Annotated in this window: 13 protein-coding genes; 3 read left to right on the top strand and 10 right to left on the bottom strand. The window is 53.2% G+C overall.

The window, feature by feature from the left end; translation table 11 throughout:
- Window positions 1–39 precede the first annotated feature (39 nt).
- From IEY47_RS15125 to cyoB, 3 genes are all read right to left on the bottom strand, one after another.
- Entirely contained in the window at window positions 40–330 is a 291-nt protein-coding gene (locus IEY47_RS15125; protein WP_188984135.1) for a hypothetical protein, read from the bottom strand.
- 545 nt (window positions 331–875) lie between these two features.
- Entirely contained in the window at window positions 876–1,106 is a 231-nt protein-coding gene (locus IEY47_RS15120; protein WP_188984133.1) for a hypothetical protein, read from the bottom strand.
- A gap of 117 nt (window positions 1,107–1,223) precedes the next feature.
- Entirely contained in the window at window positions 1,224–3,191 is a 1,968-nt protein-coding gene (cyoB, locus tag IEY47_RS15115) for a cytochrome o ubiquinol oxidase subunit I (protein WP_188984131.1), read from the bottom strand.
- 682 nt (window positions 3,192–3,873) lie between these two features.
- On the opposite strand from cyoB, the gene mapR reads away from it, so the two are divergent.
- Window positions 3,874–5,304 carry a GntR family transcriptional regulator MpaR gene (mapR, locus tag IEY47_RS15110; RefSeq protein WP_188984129.1) on the top strand — a complete coding sequence of 477 codons (1,431 nt, stop codon included), beginning with the start codon at window positions 3,874–3,876 and terminating at the stop codon, window positions 5,302–5,304.
- A gap of 774 nt (window positions 5,305–6,078) precedes the next feature.
- Here mapR and IEY47_RS15105 read toward each other — a convergent pair.
- From IEY47_RS15105 to IEY47_RS15075, 7 genes are all read right to left on the bottom strand, one after another.
- Window positions 6,079–6,741, bottom strand: coding sequence for a hypothetical protein (locus IEY47_RS15105; RefSeq protein ID WP_188984127.1), 663 nt, complete (start codon window positions 6,739–6,741; stop codon window positions 6,079–6,081).
- Window positions 6,738–9,968: a hypothetical protein gene (locus IEY47_RS15100; RefSeq protein ID WP_188984125.1), complete on the bottom strand. Its 3,231-nt coding sequence runs from the start codon at window positions 9,966–9,968 to the stop codon at window positions 6,738–6,740. The genes IEY47_RS15105 and IEY47_RS15100 overlap by 4 nt, the downstream gene beginning before the upstream one ends.
- Window positions 9,961–11,376, bottom strand: a complete 1,416-nt coding sequence (locus tag IEY47_RS15095; protein WP_188984123.1) for a tyrosine-type recombinase/integrase — start codon at window positions 11,374–11,376, stop codon at window positions 9,961–9,963. The genes IEY47_RS15100 and IEY47_RS15095 overlap by 8 nt, the downstream gene beginning before the upstream one ends.
- A 621-nt stretch (window positions 11,377–11,997) precedes the next feature.
- Complete coding sequence (locus IEY47_RS15090; protein WP_188984121.1) at window positions 11,998–12,291, bottom strand: helix-turn-helix transcriptional regulator; 294 nt, start codon at window positions 12,289–12,291, stop codon at window positions 11,998–12,000.
- A 258-nt stretch (window positions 12,292–12,549) separates the two neighbouring features.
- Window positions 12,550–13,092 (bottom strand): restriction endonuclease, encoded by a 543-nt coding sequence (locus IEY47_RS15085; protein WP_188984119.1) that lies wholly within the window; start codon window positions 13,090–13,092, stop codon window positions 12,550–12,552.
- A 53-nt stretch (window positions 13,093–13,145) separates the two neighbouring features.
- Complete coding sequence (gene herA, locus IEY47_RS15080; RefSeq protein WP_188984117.1) at window positions 13,146–15,008, bottom strand: anti-phage-associated helicase HerA; 1,863 nt, start codon at window positions 15,006–15,008, stop codon at window positions 13,146–13,148.
- Window positions 15,005–16,309: an SIR2 family anti-phage-associated protein gene (locus IEY47_RS15075; RefSeq protein ID WP_188984115.1), complete on the bottom strand. Its 1,305-nt coding sequence runs from the start codon at window positions 16,307–16,309 to the stop codon at window positions 15,005–15,007. Before IEY47_RS15075 ends, herA begins: the two co-directional genes overlap by 4 nt.
- Window positions 16,310–16,674: 365 nt before the next feature.
- On the opposite strand from IEY47_RS15075, the gene IEY47_RS15070 reads away from it, so the two are divergent.
- Window positions 16,675–17,055: a hypothetical protein gene (locus IEY47_RS15070; RefSeq protein WP_188984113.1), complete on the top strand. Its 381-nt coding sequence runs from the start codon at window positions 16,675–16,677 to the stop codon at window positions 17,053–17,055.
- 558 nt (window positions 17,056–17,613) lie between these two features.
- On the top strand, window positions 17,614–18,582 hold the full coding sequence (locus tag IEY47_RS15065) for a potassium channel family protein (RefSeq protein ID WP_188984111.1): 969 nt from the start codon (window positions 17,614–17,616) through the stop codon (window positions 18,580–18,582).
- The last annotated feature ends 110 nt before the right edge of the window (window positions 18,583–18,692 follow it).

Here is an 18,692-nt window from a genome sequence, read left to right as displayed (position 1 = left end):
GCTCGGCACGGTATTGCTCGGCCCATGCGCTTCCTGAGTTCAATTGTGAATGACTCTGCACCCGGTCCACAGGGCGGTCAGTTCGGGCACGTGCGCCCACAGGCGTGTGACCATGCACGCGTGCTCTAGGATGTTCAGTGCGTGAAGCCCGCGCGGTTCGATCTGTGTACGCGCCACGTTTGCCCCGCAGCGTGGACATACCACTTCAGGCTGCAGCCTGACGCCTTCGTTATTGAGAAGGCGCGAGTCGATACGGGAGAACATGCCTTTGCCGCAGTCACTGCACTGGGCGACCAAAAAGGCAAAGACCTTGCGGGTGGGCACGACCATTACGTCGTGCTCTCGCGTTCGGCTTTCTCCTGCCGCAACGTGCACAGTTCCTGGTAGAGCTCGTAAGCGGCTTTGGCAACGACCACGAAGCCGATAGTGGCAAGTAGATTTTTCATGTCGATATTCCTGATCAAAGGGAAAGTGCAATGTTCAACTCGCGCGCCCCTGGCTCCATCGATAGAGGTCATCGGCGACCTCACGTGCTTCTTTAGCCAATAGGCCTCTAAAAGCAGCGTGATGAACGCTCGTCAATAAACAGGGCGGCGCAATGAAATCGTAATGCCACTAGACGACAAGCCGTGTCGCCTAGTGATCGGGCGGTGTCGTGCGTGGTGTGGGAGACGGTGTTTTGGGGTTGTGGGGGGCGCGCTGCGAGCGCCAGGCTTTAAGCACGTAGGAACGTTCAGAGCTCGTGAGCCTAGCGGAAGACGACATGCAGCGTGATTTGACGGACTAGCGAGAATTGAGGCGACAGAATGGTGTATCGATTGGGTAGGAAACGGCGGATTACGCTGTGCTGGTCCGCCCTACGGTATTCACGATATTTAGAGTCCCATCTGTTCCTCGTGCCTGAGAATCGAATAGCTCCAAAGCAAAAAACCGAGCCCGGTGAAAAGCCCGACAAAGCCCAATCCGGTTTGGCCTGAATAGAAGAGGACGTAGCCGAAGGCAGCGCCTGCCGCGATGGCGAAGGCGAAGCGCGGCAGGCCCATGCGGTAGGTCATGGCGGCCAGCAGGAGTTGGCAGCTCGCGACGACGAAGAAGAGAATTTCCATGTGCGGTTCTCCCGTTGATGGGGAGGCTTTGGGATCGCGCCGTGCCCGTTTCACGCTGGGAGACGGCGCGCGCTGTTGGACCCGAAGGCGTATCGCAGCCTTCGGGCCGTGGTGCGGTCAGCGGGTCAGTTGCGCCTGGTGCGCCGCTTCGATGCGCGCGACTTCATCGGGCTGAACGTAGTAGTCCACGTCTTCGTTGTAGCTGCGCACGATGAAACAGGCGACGGTAGCGATGAATGAGGCGCCGACCAACCACCAGATGTGCCAGATCAGGCCAAAGCACAGGATCGTCATGAACAGCGCGGCGATCAGGCCAATCGAGGTGTTCCGCGGCATGTGGATGGGCGCGTAGGTCGCCGGTGGCGGTGCGAGTCCGTCCTGTTTCATGGCGTGGAAGGCGTCGAGATCGTTGACGCGTGGGATGACGGCGAAGTTGTAGAACGGCGGTGGCGAGGCGGTTGCCCATTCGAGGGTACGGGCGTCCCAAACGTCGCCGGTGCGGTCGCGGTATTCCTCGCGCCTCCAGATGCTGACGCCGAACTGGATGAGCGTACAGACGACCCCGAGACCGATGAGCACGGCGCCGACAACAGCGATCTGCAGATAGGGCACCCACTCTGGATTGGAGACGGTGTTCAGGCGGCGTGTCATGCCCATGAAGCCGAGGATGTACAGCGGCATGAAGGCCAGATAGAAGCCACTGATCCAGCACCAGAACGACGCTTTGCCCCAGCCTTCATGCAGCTTGAAACCAAACGCCTTGGGGAACCAGTAGCTGATGCCAGCAAGGTAGCCGAACACCGCGCCGCCAATGATGGTGTTATGGAAGTGGGCGACGAGGAACAGGCTGTTGTGCAGCAGGAAGTCGGCGCCGGGAACGGCAAGCAGTACGCCGGTCATGCCGCCAATGGAGAAGGTCACCAGGAAGCCGAGCGTCCACAGGATAGGCGTGGTGAATTGCAGGCGACCGCGGTACATGGTGAACAGCCAGGTGAAGATCTTCACGCCAGTCGGGATGGCGATGACCATCGTGGCGATCCCGAAGAAGGTGTTCACGCTCGCGCCGGAGCCCATCGCGAAGAAGTGGTGCAGCCAGACGGCGACGGAGAGGACGGTGATGGCGATCGTCGCCCAGACCATCGAGTGATAGCCGAACAGTTTCTTGCGCGCGAAGGTGGCGGTGACTTCGGAGAAGATCCCGAAGGCGGGCAGGATAAGGATGTAGACCTCCGGGTGGCCCCACGCCCAGATCAGGTTCACGTACATCATCGGTGAGCCGCCGAGGGTGCTGGTGAAGAGGTGGAAGTCAAGGTAGCGATCCAGCGATAGCATCGCCAGCGTGACGGTCAGGATGGGGAAGACGGTGGCGATGATCACGCTGGCGCAGAAGACCGTCCAGGTGAAGACCGGCATGCGGAACATGGTCATGCCAGGCGCGCGCATCTTGATGATGGTCACGATGAAGTTGATGCCCGTGAGCAGCGTGCCGATCCCGGAGAGCTGCAAGGCCCAGATGTAATAGTCCACGCCGACGCCAGGGCTGTACTCGACGCCCGATAGGGGCGGGTAGGCGACCCAGCCGGTCATGGCGAATTCGCCCACGAACAACGACAGGTTAGTGAGGATCACGCCGCCAACGAAGACCCAGAAGCTGAACGAGTTGAGGAGCGGGAACGCCACGTCGCGAGCGCCGATCTGCAAGGGCGTCACGATGTTGATCAGGCCGACGATGATGGGCGTCGCCACGAAGAAGATCATGATCACGCCGTGGGCGGTGAAGATCTGATCGTAGTGATGCGGCGGAAGGTAGCCTTCGGAGCCGCCGTTCGCGACGGCCAATTGGGTGCGCATCATGATGGCGTCGGCGTAGCCACGCACGAGCATGATCAGGCCGACGAGGATGTACATGATGCCGATCTTCTTGTGGTCGACGGTCGTCAGCCATTCGTCCCACAGGTATTTCCATTTACCGAACCAGGTGATTCCAGCGACCAGTGCAATGGCGCCGAGTGCGACGACGATCATGGTGACGACCAGGATCGGCTCGTGCAGCGGGATCGCATCGAGTGTGAGCTTTCCGAACATCGTGAACTCCATAGCCGAGGCAGGCCTCGGTATTCCTCGTTTATTTCGAGGCTTCGCTCAGTGCCGGAGGGCGGGGATGAGGTTCGACGGCGCGTTCGTAGTGCGCGCTTGGAGCGGCGGCCCGAGCAGGGCACCCTTGAAAACCGCGATAACTCTTTATGAGTTTCAAATTTGAGGAGGTTCTTGTAGGGCGGGTGCAACCCGCGGCTTTAGGTACGGCCACGCGGGTTACACCCGCCCTACAGCGAGCTCAAATTCAATATTCGGCAGGTTTTCGGAGGCGCCTTACATAGGCGTCGTTGTCGGTTCATCCCGGCATGGACTGAAGAGCGAATGCCGGATCTGCACGCATGGCCGGCTGGAGCGCGAGTCGTTTGGTCGGCAAGGTGCGCGTTGTCGCCTGCTCGAGGCTTGGCTGCGCGAAGTGACACCGGCTGTGGCCTTTAATTAGCGCCATATGGCCTGTGTCTTCCTGCCGAGCCGACTCTTGACCCGTTGGGCGCGGACGTTAGTGGCAGCGCGATATTCGATACAGCATCAGTTGCGACGGAAAAAACCGTATCAGAGCGATGCCGCTATTCCTGCGGCTTTGGCGGCTGCGACGGATTGCCTCATCCCTATATTTAGTAGGGTCTTGGGCGATACGATAGTGGCCTGGACAGCTCAGCAAGGGGCGGCGATCGTGAAGCGTTACGAGCAGTTGGCTGACGAAATCGCTGGGTTGATACGCGCAGGGACGCTGTCCCCGGGCGAGAAAGTCCCGTCGGTGCGCCGCGCGAGTCAGTCCTACGGCGTCAGCCCTTCTACCGTGTTTCAGGCGTACTACCTACTGGAGGATCGAGGCCTGATCAGCGCACGGGCGCGGTCGGGGTACTACGTGCGGCAACAGCTTCGAGTACCGTTGCATGAGCGGCAGACCGTTGCATCGCAATCGCTGGCGGCCGAGGTGGATGTCAGCGACCTGGTGTTTTCGGTACTGAGTGCGCTGCGTGATCCGAACACTGTGCCTTTCGGTGCTGCATTCCCCTGCCCGGACCTGTTTCCGTTGGCGCGGTTGGGACGCTCGATGAGCCATGCTGTGCAGGCCATGTCCGGGTCGTCGCTGGTCGCGAAGCTCACGGCAGGCGATCCCGACCTGATCAGACAAATTGCCTTGCGCTACGGCGTGAATGGCGTGGCCCTGGCGCCTGAGGAATTGGTGGTTACCAATGGCGCAATGGAGGCGCTGAGCCTTTGCCTAAAGTGCGTGACCCAGCCTGGCGATCTCGTGGCGATCGAAGCGCCTGCGTTTTACGCAACGCTCCAGGCGTTGGAACGGCTGAAGCTCAAGGCGGTGGAGATTCCGGTCCATCCACGTGACGGCCTCGATCTTGAGGTGCTCGCGGACCGACTCGAAACGCTGCCGATCAAGGCATGCTGGTTCATGCCCCATCTGCAAAATCCGGTCGGCGCTAGCCTGGACGAGGATAAAAAGCGCGCGCTATGCGAGCTGATCACTCGGCATCAGGTTCCGCTCATCGAGGATGATGTTTACGCGGAGCTCTACTTTGACGCGCAGCCGCCGCGACCGGTGAAGCATTTCGACCGGGAAGGCTGGGTCATGCATTGCAGCTCGTTCTCGAAATCACTGGCGCCGGGGTATCGCGTTGGCTGGACCGCGGCGGGACGCTTCACCGAACGCGTTAACCGTTTGCGGTTGATGACGACAATCTCCGCATCGGTCCCCGCGCAGATGGCGATTGCCGATTACCTGCAACACGGCGGCTATGACCGGCACCTTCGGAAGCTGCGGCAGACGTTAAAAGCTCAGCAGACCCAAATGCTCGCCGCCGCGGCGCAGTATTTCCCGGCTGAGACCTGGGTCAGCCCACCGGCAGGTGGGTACTACCTCTGGTTCGAACTCCCCGAACATGTGGACTCCCTGAAACTCTTCCGCCTGGCCCACGCTCAAGGCATCTCCCTCGCGCCAGGGCCAATCTTCTCGGCCTCGCAACGTTTTGTGAACTGCGTGCGGCTGAATTATGGGTATCAGTGGGATGAGGAGAGCGAGCGGGCGATGCGTACCCTTGGGGGTATCCTGAGGAGTGAGGCGGTTCTCGTCAGTGCAGGCTAGCGTGCGCGATGGGCCGGCGGGTGGAACTCATCTTCGGCCTCTGGATGCTGCCATATTCAGAAAAGATCACATGCGCGAAATGGACCGTGAGCCGATTAGTGAGGCTATTCGGCTCATATCGTGAGCTGATAATGCCGGTCACTCAGCTCTCCGCTACCTGGGATGGGCTCGGACCATCGTGTTGCTGCAAGGGTCAGAAAACGAAAGCAGCATAAAAGCCCGCTCGATTTGTGCGTAGCTACAGAGGTAGCCATAGGCATGGCGGGCATATTGAACGTATTGGCCGGCAGTTACGGAAAAGCCGCGCAATGCGCGGCTTTGGAGGTGGTGGGCCCACACGGACTCGAACCCTTATGTGGTGCACTAGTCCTCCACCGGTGTTGTACCTGTACACCTCGGATTTGAGGGCGAGCCAATGAAACAGGGCACTTCCGCGAGTAGCTCTAAGCTGTAAACGCTGGATCTATAAGGGCCACACCTATGTGGTCTTTGGAGTGTGCTGTTTGGTGCTGTGCTTTCCCATCATGACCCTCTGCACATGTCGCTGGACCAAGCGCTGTCGTCTGATGGACAACTGAGCGCAGCCAGGAAGTGAGAGTCACCGGTCAAGCCGTCGCTGATTGCTTGGCTCGCCAAGAGGTGATGGATGAAAGTGAATGGTTGAGAGCGTGAGCCGCATTAGAAGGCAGTTGGCGATGAACCTGGATGAGCAGAGAAATCTCAGCGGCTTCCAAGCCAATGCAAAGAGCCGCCGCAGGTGGTCGATCCGTTGGATCAGAGGTCGCTGGTCTGCCTTCGTTTAATCCAAAGGACAAATGGCTCGATAAGCTCAGTAGGTACGAGTCCTTCTGATGGCTCAAGATCATTAAAGGTGCAGCTGATTTTTTTGGACTCAATGTCAACGGCAAACATGCCATCACTTGCATCAAGTACCAGCTTGAGTGACCGGCAAGTCTTGTCGAATTTGGCCATGTAGCCTGGATCGATCTCCTTTATTACCGGTTGCGGCGTAGGCGAGGCACCATGACTGCGGAGCGCTGAACGAAGCGCATCATTATCCTTCTTGACCTTCTCTAGCTCGGCCTGTAGCAGGTCAGCTCGCTGGACCGCCAGCTTAGCAATCATCTTGTCCTTCTTGGCTTCCGTGTCGCTGGATGGACCCCAGTGCTTGTAATAGATAGGCTTGAGCAGGCCCCAATACTCTGTGCTTTGTACGATGGTTCTGTAGCCTATCTTCTTTTCGTTCACAGGTAGGCCATCGTTGTAAAGCTCGGCACAGAACCTAGAGAAAGGTGTTGGTCCGTCAAATGAAGCTTTCCCTGCGACAGCATTGAGCCTTGGAATGACGTCTTCTTTGATTCGATTAGCCCTGAACTCCTGCTGGCGCTGTTGGGCACCCGCAAAACGGTTCTGTCCGGGTTTAGCTCCTTTGGTCATGCCGGGACAGTCCCAGGGCTAGCTATCAGTTTCAGAACCGCATTCGGGCGTTCGAGAGTCATGGGCCTACTCATTTCTTTACTCAAATCATGCAGTGAGAGACCGAGGACTTCACAGGTAGATCGAATCAATCCTCTAAATTCGTCGATTAGCGTAAATCCGGTCGGTGTCTCTTGCAGCATCCGATTGAAATCTCCGGTAAACGCTAGAAGTTTGTTTCGCGCAACCATAATCTGGTGTTTCAGTTGCGGGGTGAAATATTCGGCATGTGATTTTGCTTCGGCAGTGCGTGCGAGAAGATTAGATAGGGTGCAGTTGTTCAGCTCTAAACGCTCCAGATGCTCTGAGACAATCTCAGGCTTTTCTACCAAAAAGCTAGATCGTGTTTTTATCTCGCTATACATTTGCTCAAGGCAGTGAGCGGTAACACTCCATGAGATTATTTCCGAAGCTATGTATTTTCTATGATTGGCTTTCGGCAACAGGCTCTCATGCGATGCATTATTCCTTTTGGCTTCTGCGATGTGGGCCTCCAACTCATTGCACTCGTCAGTTAGAACACGAATGTGTCCATGAATTCTGGGAAGGTGATCGACAGTCTTGATTGAGTAATAACAACCGCCGCAGGGCATCCTCGATCCAGGCACAGCACCAAGATCTTTGATAATGTCTGCTGGGCATTGATTCCCAAATGGGCAGATGTGGGTTGGCATACAGGCCAGGGAGTCAATGGGGCGCTGTTTGGCCATTTTAATCCCTGACAACAATTCGTCGTTGGATTCGCGTTCAAAAGATATGGCGCCGAAATCAATTAGAGATTTTACAGGATCTCGTTGAAATGCTTGTTGCAGCTTTGATGCAACGTCTTCAGCTTTGATTGAAGACATTGCCGGTCGGTCTATGAGCCAAGCGTTCTCAACGCTATTTTTCTGATGTTTTTCGGCGCTCTTCAGGTAGGCAGGATCAAGTTTTGCGTAATACACAACATGCTCTTGTGTGGCATGGCCAGTGATAAAGGTCCCAATTATATGCGGGGGTAATACCCTGATGTATTCTGACACCACGGATACCCTGCAAGAATGGGGCGTATGCTCAATCATTGTGGTGGCTTCACTTGTGAGCTTAAGCGCTTTCAAATAATCATGAGGGTCATCGATTGACTCAAGTTCACATATCGCCTGTGGCATCCTATTGGTTGAGAGAATTCCTAGTTGAAATCGACAAAACAGGTCAAAAGCGTAAATTAATTTCTTGAAGTATTTGGCGTAAGACTGCGCTCCAAGCACTCCAGGAGTACCTCCTTTGGCAAAAATGCTGATAATTTTTCCAAATGGACTTTCTTCATGGTAGTCGTACCAGACCTCAGTATTCATCAGCGGGTCATTGATCAAAGAGTTCATGTTCTTATGGCGATCTAGAACTTCAATGACGTTTTTCGAAACAGTGGAATCCCAAGCATCGTTGACCTTGTCCGTGTTAACGTGCAGTTTGCAAATAGTTGGTAACGGTATAGAGCGGTCAATGTTTTTATCATAGGTTCTTTTGTCAAGCCAACGAATATGGATGCTCCTTATCCCCGTTTCAAGAGCAACCAGGTTATGCCGTATGTAAATAAGTTGAGGATAGTGAAGAAGTTTGTTCTTAAATTCGGCGAGGGGAAAGAGAAAGCTTGGTAAAAGGTGTAGTGCCTCATAGCTTACCAGGTTGTTTTTTTCTGATTTTGGCTGGGAAACATCAAAAAGCGGATTGCGATAAAATACAATCGGCACGTAGCCAAATTTGCTAGTCTGCATAATTTTATGTGCGTCAATCCAGTTTTTGGTGTCAATGTCCGATCTATAGCGCTCGTCATAGAGGTTGACTTGATCCTCCAAAACTTTTTCGAAAATATAGCTGCCAAAGGATTCTACTGCGTAACAGTACTGTAGAAGGTACGGGAAGTGCTCCGATGAAAATGCAGGCTTAGTAGAGCTTGAATTTTTCTTAACGATAGGGAAGTCAATGGGGCTTATTGGGTTTACAAAACCGGTCAGGTTATTGTCGATGTTGGAGTTTGCGGCAAGATAATCAAATAAGGCACTGATCTTGTAAAGTAAACCCTTAACTGTTGGCTTTGACCTTCCTTGGTTTATGTATGAGATAAAGCCTTTGAAACCATCTCCTTCAATGTGTCTTCGATTGAAGTCTTTTGGTAAGGGTGGGAGTAAGCCTGTGGAGATTGGGAAGTCGCTGAAAAGATAAGTGTTGAGAGGGGAAAAGCTCTTGGCATAAGAGTCGAATGTTTTAATTCTACGGGACTTCAAAATTCCTACAAATTTGTCCTGAAGCTTCAGCCATACCTCAACCACGTCCTTGTATTTTGCAGGATATGCAAATTCGCCAGAAATAAGAGCCCTCCTATTAGCTTGGATAGCATTTTTAATCGGGGCCTCAACGTCAACCGTTTGGCAGCGCTCAGGATACAGGCGTTGGACGTAGCCCCAGAATGCGGCTGGAGCCATTGGGTATTGAGGCCAGTCCACCTTGCTTTTCCTGGCTAAAGCAATATGTGTTGTCAGGGCAGAGATCTCAGCAGGATCGATATCTTCGATCCGATGCCAGTCTGTGCACCGGATCATTCGCCACGCATACCAATCAAAATTGCTGACAGCGTTAGGATGCATTACAGTAGTTATATTCGGAATGTCTTTGTACGAAACATGATCCAGAAATGGTTGCCGGACCAACGCCAGAACTTCCGAGTAATAAGCGGCGGCAAGCTCGAAGAAATTCGAAGTCTTTCTAGGATCTCCTATAATCGGCTTCTTCATATCAACCGGTAATAGGACCGCTCTCTCTTGCCAAAGAAAGTGAAAAATCAGCAAGCACACCCTGTTCAGTTTCTCAAGAGAAGTCTTGTTAAGCCAGTCATGTGAGGTTTTCACGACAACGGCTTTAGCAACATTAAAATTAGGTGTTTTTTGGGTGCATAAATAGGCGTTCTGCACCCATTCCTCATTGTAAGTTGGCGCGTTTGCGGGGTCTAGGTGGTTCTCAAAGAGGCGTACAATCGAAGCGGTGTGATATTCGTTTCGATTCGAGCTAGTAACCTTACTTGGAGCTATATAGCTAGTATTGAAAAGCTCTTTGCAGGTACAGTCTTTGGCCTTGGTTATTGCTATTTTTATCGATCTCTCCAATTGCTCTCCGGCCTGAGTGATGAGAATGTCCCTGGTTAAATTAATCATTTTCGGCTCCTTTGATTCGTTTAATTTCTCCCCGCAATGCTTCTAACTGTCGAATGTGGAACTCCTCGCGGATACTCATAAAGGAATTTTCACCACGCTTTGTTACATGCTGATTGGCATGCTGTATGTAGGCTTCGATAATGTCTGTGTCATGTTTGGCATATTTCATTGTTGAAGAGATGCTCGCATGGCCCATTAGTATCTTCACATATGTCATCGGCAGTCCAGGGGCGCTCTGGGCTGGAACTGGCATGTAGTTCAGCGTGTAAGTTCCGTACATATGCCTGAGCGAGTGCAGGCTGATGTTAGTGATGTCCAGCAATCCTGCTTTCTGAGCGTACTTTTTAAAGGTTTTGTTTCTGCTGCTTCTATCACTTGTAAAGAGAGGCCTGCCGTCCGAATTCTGAAATAAGAAGTCGTGACCTACGCTGAAGTTGTATTCGAGGTTTAGATACTTCTCAAGGTTCTCCCAGAATATGCTAGCGAAAGGCTCAGTCATGAAGGTCAGCTCCGTTTCACGGCCTTTCCATTTAAGGAGCCCGTATTCATCCTCTGTGAGTCCAGGGGTATTCCTCGCAAATGGATCTCGCAGGAAAATTCTGAATTCATCACTATCGATGTCAGGCATCCTGATCTGAAGTGCTTCGCTTGTACGAGCACCAGTAGCAGCGAGAAAAGAATAAAGAGTCATGTCCCTGTAGAATGTCTTGGACATACGTGGCTTTACTTGTCTCACTAGGTCGACGGATTTTTCGATAGGGTATGCAATTGTTTTGAATGCTGCCTTGTCATTCTTTCTATTCCTCCGCTTTGCTTGAGGGAATAGGGTGTTCTTCTTCTTTTTTGGCATTACAGATTTGAAAGAGTCACGAATGACCGCAGCAAGCCAGGATTTGGCTTTTCTAGCGGAAACCTCATATTGAGTTCGGTACTCGACGCGGCAAGTATAAAAGGGGCTGAATAAATGATCGGGTTCGAATTCATTCCTTGCTGCCGAAACCGTGTAAAACAAGCTGATTGATGCCTCAATCGTTTCCGAAAGGGATTTTTGGCTTGTGGGTTTTTCTTTGTTCAAGCTTTCAGCGAGTTTGCGAGCTATCGGGTTAGTGGCATCTTTTCCAAAAAGTAAATATGCTTCATAACTATAAATTATGCTTGCAATCGTAACTTCGACATCGGCAGGGAAATTAGTTTTCGAAGCTTCGTATACAAAATCAATGAAACGACCTACGTGCTCACAATACAACTTGTTCGTTGCGGGTGCATAACCTCTACGTTTCAAGGTCACGGCGTAGTGGAAAAAGGGTTTGAATTCCCGTTTATCATCAGGTAGGTCTGGGTCTAGGTGGAGTAATAGATAGTCTGCTTCATTTGTAAGGGGAGCCTTAACCAGTACAAAATTTTTCACACTTGAATTCTTCAGATATAAAGAGAAGATCAACAGAATTGCGCTAAACAAAGCCAGCCGGGTTCGTCAGCTTGCGTTAGCTGCTTAGTTGAAATTCTAGGGATGGGAGAGGCTCATCGTATCCACTGATATTTATGGGGGCAACCCCCCTCTTACTGCGCCTATCTGCACTTTGGGCGAAATAGTTTATGTGATTGACAAAAAGTGGCCTAAGTTAGGTTTTTGTAAATGTGATTGACAAAAACATTCGAATGATCCGAATTTTCAATTATTTGGAAGATTGAACAATCGAAAATTGAGGACTATTTATTTGCTCGAATATCGATGAAAAATCTAGGGTGATGTAGCGCGATTGCTGCCTTGGCAGCTGAGGGACGGGGGTGAGTTTGAGGAGAGCAGATCTGTGTTTGCCATTTGGAGGAATGAACGCAATGGCGCTTCCAGCGTTTCACTTAAATCGCTAGTTCAGTGATAACTAGTAGGAAAGCCTGGCGCTTGCTTAGTTTACGCCTTAGATCGCAGGGGCCGTGAACCCAATCCCACAGAATGTGATGGCGAGAAACGGCGATTCGCTTCGACGCTCCTCTGAGCAGCTATGTTGCCCACCGCTGGTTAGACGAATCACGAGGAGCCGTGCGTCTGAACAAGCTCCATCAGCTCGACTAAAACTTGCCTAGCAACCACCGCTGCCTCTGTTCCTTCAGCCTCCGCTTCGACCAAATCCACCAGTGATACGGCACCAATGTCTAACACCTTAGCCAACTCTATAAGGTTTGAGAGTGAAGGCGAGTATTGGCCCTTTTCAAGCATGCGGATGTACCGCTCGCTAACGACAGACGAAAAGTCCTCCTGAGTCATCTCCTTTATGAGACGCAGGCGCCTAAAGGCTGTGCCGAAAGCCAGGTTGTGCTCCATTTTTTGCGTGTCCAAAACCAAGCATTCGACACCTTGCGCGTTCAACCGAACAGGAAGTATCCATTCGATTGGCTACCGGAAGCATGCTTCCGGATGAGCCACCTGTCGCCGATCAGCCACACCATCGGTCACTGGGTCCGTGGTTCCCAGCAGTCAGATATGAAGTGGTGTTTGCCCCACACACCTATGGGTAGGGCGCAGCTCGTGGGCTCCCCGATATCAAAACGCCTTGCGACTCTAACCCCATGGTAGTTGCGTCTAATGCTGGCCAAAAATGAACTCTGCGAGCCCATCCCCGTAGTCCGCAGATACAAGTGAAAAGTGCTTCCCATCCGTCAACCACCCAGCCAGCACCGGATCATCCACAAATGGTTGAGGCTCCACTGGCTCAGCCTGAAAGGATCGCGTTAGGTAGATGCTACGACCATCCACAACCTGAACGGTCCCGAGGCCGTGTGCTTTCGCATATTCAATTGCACCAGATTGAAATCCAGCAGTAGAAAACACGATGCCTTTTTGTGCGCCTACAGAGGCCACCCGGCTCTGCAAGACCTGTAACACATCGCGCTTAATTCGATTTTTGTGATGCTTACATTCGACTAGGACCAAGAAATCCATTCCGAATGCCGAGAATCGGACCGTGACATCAATCTCGTACTCCCCATCTAAACCTTGAACTACCTCTTGGTGCTCTGAGCGATATTCAAGTACCTGATGCCCCATCGCATCGAGCATTGCACGGACTTGGCGCTCAAAATCTGCTGGGGATGTGTGGGGGGTTGGAAATTGTGATCCGAGCAAGCCTTCCTCCAAAAAACACAATGATCATCTTGTTGTTGGGAATGGTGTTCACCCTAGAAGGGCACATCATCGTCAAATGCAGGTGCTGGTGGTGGATTCCATGGCAGTGGTGGCGGCGCTGGAGCCGGAGCCGGTGGAGGTGGAGGTGGCGCTGCTGGCTGTGGAGGCTGCGCATCAGGCCTTCTGGTTGCCCAGCCACTGAAGTCAGCATCACCAGAGTGTGGAGTCGGAGACGCATCAGCAGCACGTATCAGTGTCGGCATTGCGATGCTTCCCCCAAAGGCAATTGCCGTTTGCCGCGGTAGACCTGCGATACGACGGATTTCTCGTCGATCAGCCCATTCACTGGCTGACTGGATGGCTGCGAGGTCCTTTTCAGAGGTCAGTCTGAAGGAAATCCAGTTGTTGCATTGCGAAAGGACGGTGGGGGATATCTCTGAGGGTCTCTGCGTACTCAGCCAGAGCGCTAGGCCGAACTTCCTGCCTTCTTTGGCCAGTCGTTCATAAGCAAGTGAGTTTTCACCGGCATCGTCACCAGAACCGATGGGACGCAAGTAATGGTGAGCTTCCTCCAGAACGAGCAGGGTTGGAATTTTGTTTTCCTGTCCTCTGCGGAAAAGCTCGTATGCATAAAGCTCCAACAGTGACCCCAGAACAAAGGGAGTCAGGTCATGTGATAAATGCCGAAGGTTGATGATGTGCACCCGCCAAGGGACATCCTGATTACCAAAAATCTGTTCGACCAAATTGGTGGCTTCCTGCGCCCAATCAAGCGCGGTTCCCGATCCTTCACCGCCCTCGACGTCCACAACAGCACGGAACATAGGGTCTTCAGCGAATCGGTTGATCCTAGTAATCAGTGGGGAAACGTTCGAGTAACTAAAGGCGTTTCTCTCGGCTCCATTCCTTGACGGTTGTATCCCATGGCTTTCAGCTACGAGTGAGGCGAGAGCGGCCATATGAGGCCACACCCGAGCGGCTTCAGCTCGACCACTGCGGATCTGCTGAATCCGACTATCGGCTTCAGCGGCTCCTCCTTGGCGGCAGTCGTCGAAAAGGAAGGGCTGTGCGTCGTTCCCTAGCCCAGCCCCTCTAGGTTGGGAGAACCATCTCACTTGGTGGAGGTGTTCCAGAGCGAAGGTTAGCGCTGGCCGCTGTGTTTTTTCGCTGGGAATCAGCAGCCGGTTGAGTCCGTGCCGTCCGAGTGCGTAGTACGGAATCTTGAAGGTGTCCTCTCCTGGCCCACCGATGGTTGTACATTTCACGGCACCTTCTGGAAGCTCAGGAAGGTTAAGCGCAGCTTCGTACTCTCCGTTTATGTCAAAAACAACGATCCGTGCGCTGGGCAGGTTCACTATTTGCTGGAGTACGGCTGCTGTAAAGCAGCTCTTACCCTGGCCAGAGCTACCTAGTACTGCGACATGCCTGGAAATCAGATTTTTGAGGCCAACATTCAAGCTTCCGCCGCCACGTAAGTCATCACCTAACTTGAGAGGAATGTCGTCCTGATCATCACAGCACAGGATTGCTGCCAATTCCTCGTTACTAAGAGGGAAGGCTTCAGCACCGAGCGGAGGGGTTGCGAGTGAGTCGCTTGTGAAGCGCGCTTTGCCTTGCTCCCTGGACAGCCGCCCAACGACGGCCCCTGAAATATTGCGCAGCGGTTCGGTCTGATGAGTGCTGGACCCTATCCCCAACCGATGCGCCTCACGAGGCTCATCAAAGCTAAGGGAGACAACCTTCATCACCAAAGCACGACTACCCGCATCCAGCACCAGTAGGCTACCGACCTCTGTCACAGACGATACGCCTTGAGCATGTGACGCTAACTGTCCACGGTGCATGTCGAGCAAGTTGAGTGTGACATCTGAGCCCTCAATCCGGACCACATAGCCAACAGGTAGGCGTCCTCTCATAGCCGCCCACCCTGCGCAACTTCCCGTTCTTGAACCTCTCGTTCGTCCCTTAGGGCTTTCTCTAATTTACGCATGTCCTCGTCGTAGATCAGAGGATCAGGTAGGTGGCGCGCCAAGGAGTCGATATACGCGAAAGCACTACCACCGCCCACCACAGTTATGCGAGGGTTCTTCAGTGAAAGCAGTTTCCGTAGGGCCGTAGGCAGATTCACATCTGTTGGATCACCATTGAAACCCGATGAGTAGATGACCAATTGGAGCGTAGGGTTTAGGAGAGCGGACCGAATCAATCGATTTATGTGCTCATCTCCGAACCCATAGCCGCACAAGATCAAGCAGCTTTGCGGTTTAGACATGAACTCTGCAAATCGGCGGAAAAGCTCACCCAAAACGTAGCCGATGGTGTCCATGTATTTTGCTGCTCGTGGCATCACCATCAGGCCGAGGCCAGAGCCGTCTCGCTCGCCCATGAATGTTTCAATACGTTGATGGGCGAGATGCGCAGACACCTCGAATACCTGGCCACTCTCTTCCTTCCAGGTGAGTGATCCGTGCAATTTAGCGAGATAAATGTTGTAAACACCGAATCTAGCTTCGCCCCTCGCTTGTGTATTCCGGAAGCCAAGGTCGAAGCTCTGCGGAGAGAAGCGACGGGTGTGCGTACCTAGGAAGCCATTTGAGACCTGAAGATCAATGGACTCAGCAGCCCACTCGATAGCGAGGTCGTAATTTGTAGTGAAAACCCAGGGGGACGATTGACCCGGTTGGCGAGCTGAAACTAGCTTCTGGAGAATTGTCCGCTGGCTTGCGAGACCTTCGTCGTGTGACTCAACCCCACTAGGGGAGAGCCACCACTCTCGACGGAGCAAGGCCGCGTTGACGACCGATCTGAAAAGCGCTGCTTTAACGCTTTTGAGGCGGCTGAGTTTGTTCTCCAATTCTTGCTCGGCTGGCTCGTACTCAATTGGATTATCTCCGAACATGCCCATCTGCCTAGTCCAGTCGGAGAGGGCGATTTCGATGCTATCTATTAGGTGTTCGAAGTTGGGTGTGGTGGGTCTAGGAAGCGAGGTTGCATTCTCGGCGATGAATCCATACTCAACCATCCATGCAGCTTCTTCAGGCGACGTTCCGATGAAGTCAGTCCAAAGGGCGATCATCGTGTGACCGCCAGCAGCTACTGAGGCGCCTGCGCCTAGAAGTAGGCCGACGTTTTCTAGTCTTAGTAGCGAGGCGAGATATGCCTCAAGCTCGGTTTCATCCGATAGAGCAGTACCACCACGAATTGCGGCAAATGGCATCCTGACCTCCAAAGAGACGGTGGCTAGTCCGTGGACGCCCCAAGCAACTGAAGGCGTGGACGGCTTGATGGAGGCTACTGAAATGCCAGCACCCCGTCCAGGCTACTGATGGCTCACGGGATTTGATAACCGTCAAGGGGGGCAGGAGGGGCCAGGGCGCATAGAGCGCCCAGCCAGCGTTTTGCATACAAATGCCTGATTGGCGCGTTGCCACTGGCGCGAACGTGCCGAGCTGGACGTCCATGTGCAGTCCGTTATCAGCTGCAAAGAGTTATTGTGTGAAGGCCAATGTGCAAAATCTGCACATTGCAAATAAGCGTTCAGTTAGGGCTTATGACAGACCAAACTGCCGGAGCTTAGACGTCGTGCTCATTGCAACCACCCTTATAGCCAACAATGACCTTCACCGAGAATCGGTACGCTTCGAGATTCCGGAGGTGGACCGGGCGCTGCTCATGGAGTTCTGGCGACACGCCGAGGTGCTCCGCTCGACTCGTTTCGTGCAGGAGGGGCGCGGTAGCTCCATAAGGCTCAACTGGAAACAGGGCGCGCCCGCACGGATGAGTAGTGTGCGACTTGAGGAGGAACCCATTTGGGCGATGTTGCTCAAGCTTCGCCCGTTCGTTCTCCAGAACGAGCGATGCTACCTTCCATCAATCCTCAAGGTGCTCAAAAAGAGTCTGTGCCACCGGGTATTTCACCGGCACCTTGACGGTTACGCGATGCGTATTTGCTCAAACCGATGAACCAGCGTATGCGGCTCTCTGGTCCAGGACGACCACCGCTGTCCTACCTAGTAGTGATGGACTGGCTGAATTCGTTTCAGTATCACCACGATGGAAAAAAGTGTGAGGCTGTTCTGCGAGATCTTGGCCCTTTTGCTAAGGAGCAAGATGGGCTGGGTATTGCCACGTTTGCCCTCGTCGATATGGTCCAAGCTGTCCTAGGTACTGGGGATTTTATTGAGACGTTGCAGCTCTGTCAGGAGGGTTCATTGCCTGAAGTCCGATGTCCCGCAAAGTTTTTTTGACGAGCGTTGACCTTGAGCGGGCGCTCCCCGAATGCAGGCGTTCTCGCTGTTGAAACGGGCATAGCCGGATGATGCCGACCACAACAGCTTTGGTTGTTCCTTCTGGGTAGATGGCCTGGACGGTCTCCTGCTCTACGTCTCGCCTGAACAGGCTCTCAACCAAACTACGGTCCAGCCACCACCTCGTGGTCCATTGCGTACAAATGTGTTCATCTAGCACTGCGGACGCTAGCGCGTCCTCGATGCTTCTCACGCGCATTCTAGGAATTTTTCGTTGGTCAGAATTGATATGGTTTGGAAGGGATCTTTGGCGTTGCTCAGGAAAGTAAACAGATGGTTCCTGGGCTATCTCGCAATCGTATTGCTGTTCAGTTGGTTGTATTACTTCCTCTGGAGCGTTCGTCCAGACAGTTTTATCGTCAACAGTGAATTGAACCTGGACCCACTGTCCGATATTCCATTGCTGGCGTGGCAGGAGATGGATACTCACACCACGATAGGTGCTCCTAGCCTGGGTGGCATTAGTGTTCAGCTGGCAAGCATCAAGGCCCGAATCAACGAACTCGACCTCCAGGTGAGGTCTTTAGACCAGAAAGTCGACTCTGGCCGCGCAGAACTCGTCGAGGTAGGCAGGCGCAACCAAACCATCACCATGACCAATGGCGAGCGGTACCGGCAAGACATCACCGCTGTGGCTACTCGCAATGTTGCTGAGGCGGAGCACGTCTTGCAGGCGTTCTTGGAACGTGGCTCGTCAGGGCAGGATTATGGTGTTGCTGAGGCCAATCTGAGAGTGAAGCTTGCGGGCTTGCGGGTCATTCAGGCTCAACAAATGGCTAACGCTTATGATTTTTTCGTGAGCAACATCGGGCAGTTCGGCGATCCCCTGCTCATGGCACAGATGGATAAATTGCATGACACGACTCAGGCCCAGGCCCATGAACGTGAAGTGGTTGCGACGGAACTCATGCAGAAGCGCACAGAACTCATCGACGTCGCCCAGACCTGGCGCAAGCAACGCCTGGAGGCTGTCTCATGGTTGGACTTCCTCTTTTTCAGTATCGGTATTTCAACGACGACCACCTATGGTGATGTGGTCGGCAACTCAAAATGGGTACGCGGTCTGATCTCGATACAGCTTTTGGTCTGTGTGTTTGTGATGGGCGGCTTTGTGTCGTCGGTGGTATCCAGGGCAAGTGGGAATGATACTGACCTGTCACTGGGTCCTAATCCAAGCAACTGAGCCATACGGGCGTTTCGTCCCCAAAAAAAGACCGCACCATTCGGTGCGGTCTTTCTATTTGAATGGTGGGCCTCCCCGGACTCGAACCGAAATGCCGGGTAACGCCTGCA

Origin of the sequence: Pseudomonas matsuisoli, from assembly GCF_014647635.1 — a bacterium.
Classification (GTDB): domain Bacteria; phylum Pseudomonadota; class Gammaproteobacteria; order Pseudomonadales; family Pseudomonadaceae; genus Pseudomonas_P; species Pseudomonas_P matsuisoli.
Note: the sequence above shows the minus strand (reverse complement) of the source record. Positions and strands in the feature narration are given on the sequence as shown.

What these genes read in the sequence shown, in the direction of transcription:
- IEY47_RS15125 (WP_188984135.1), bottom strand. Translation starts at nt 330, where the DNA reads ATGGTCGTGCCCACCCGCAAGGTCTTTGCCTTTTTGGTCGCCCAGTGC.
- IEY47_RS15120 (WP_188984133.1), bottom strand. Translation starts at nt 1,106, where the DNA reads ATGGAAATTCTCTTCTTCGTCGTCGCGAGCTGCCAACTCCTGCTGGCC.
- cyoB (WP_188984131.1), bottom strand. Translation starts at nt 3,191, where the DNA reads ATGTTCGGAAAGCTCACACTCGATGCGATCCCGCTGCACGAGCCGATC.
- IEY47_RS15105 (WP_188984127.1), bottom strand. Translation starts at nt 6,741, where the DNA reads ATGACCAAAGGAGCTAAACCCGGACAGAACCGTTTTGCGGGTGCCCAA.
- IEY47_RS15100 (WP_188984125.1), bottom strand. Translation starts at nt 9,968, where the DNA reads ATGATTAATTTAACCAGGGACATTCTCATCACTCAGGCCGGAGAGCAA.
- IEY47_RS15090 (WP_188984121.1), bottom strand. Translation starts at nt 12,291, where the DNA reads ATGGAGCACAACCTGGCTTTCGGCACAGCCTTTAGGCGCCTGCGTCTC.
- herA (WP_188984117.1), bottom strand. Translation starts at nt 15,008, where the DNA reads ATGAGAGGACGCCTACCTGTTGGCTATGTGGTCCGGATTGAGGGCTCA.
- IEY47_RS15075 (WP_188984115.1), bottom strand. Translation starts at nt 16,309, where the DNA reads ATGCCATTTGCCGCAATTCGTGGTGGTACTGCTCTATCGGATGAAACC.